At 56.6% G+C, this 249-nt stretch carries 1 protein-coding gene; it reads left to right on the forward strand.

Features of this window, described 5'->3' with window-relative positions; translation table 11 throughout:
* Positions 1-18: 18 nt before the first annotated feature.
* The coding region (locus tag ACRHNM_RS17605; RefSeq protein ID WP_431137941.1) for a hypothetical protein at positions 19-249 on the forward strand (231 nt) is incomplete at its 3' end.

Raw genomic sequence — 249 nt, forward strand, 5'->3', positions numbered from 1 at the left:
AATGAAATACCAGGTACCATGAAAAATTTCATCGTACTCGCCTTCCTGTTGCTGTTTACTGCGGCGGGATACGCCCAGACTACGGTCAACCTGGCCGACCAGTGCAACTGCGAGGTCCTGAGCGGCACCGACGTCAGTGCCCCGGGGATGACCACCCCGTCCGGCGCGGATACAGGCGATATTTACGTCAATACGAATACCGGAACCATTTATTTCTGGGACGGGGACTCCTGGGAGCACACCTCCACG

This window comes from Psychroserpens mesophilus (assembly GCF_050617655.1).
In the GTDB taxonomy this organism is placed as follows: domain Bacteria; phylum Bacteroidota; class Bacteroidia; order Flavobacteriales; family Flavobacteriaceae; genus Psychroserpens; species Psychroserpens mesophilus_A.